This is a genomic window from Bartonella sp. MF74HXZ, assembly GCF_042194445.1.
GTDB lineage: Bacteria > Pseudomonadota > Alphaproteobacteria > Rhizobiales > Rhizobiaceae > Bartonella > Bartonella grahamii.
In genome coordinates, this window is the sequence record NZ_JBHIMW010000032.1 from 1 (window position 1) to 308 (window position 308).

At 39.9% G+C, this 308-nt stretch carries 1 protein-coding gene and 1 pseudogene; both read right to left on the reverse strand.

Going from position 1 to position 308, the window contains the following annotated elements; translation table 11 throughout:
- Positions 1 to 176: pseudogene (locus ACFIJ8_RS08475) on the reverse strand (major capsid protein); the annotation flags it as partial.
- A gap of 12 nt (positions 177 to 188) precedes the next feature.
- A partial coding sequence (locus tag ACFIJ8_RS08480; protein ID WP_375639392.1) for a head decoration protein occupies positions 189 to 308 on the reverse strand: 120 nt, incomplete at its 5' end.

Genomic DNA, 308 nt, shown 5'->3' on the forward strand with positions numbered 1-308 from the left:
TGAATAAGCGAAAATGTATTATCACGCCGTTCAATACCAACCACTGTGGTGCTTGTTTCCACTTCCTCAAAAAGATCAAGAGAACTAATAAGCCCCGGTTGAAACTCATAGTTTTCAATGGCTTTCATCATTGTGATGCTTGAGAAAGCATCATGTTTAAAAAAATTCATATCCATGTGTGCATTCTCCTATCGCAATAGAATGTTGTTATGGTCTTCTAAAGACTGAATGGCTGCTTTCTTTTGCTCGTCTGTGATGGCATCTGGCCACAGCAGTTCAGAAGCTTTTACAGTGCATAAGCGTGCTGT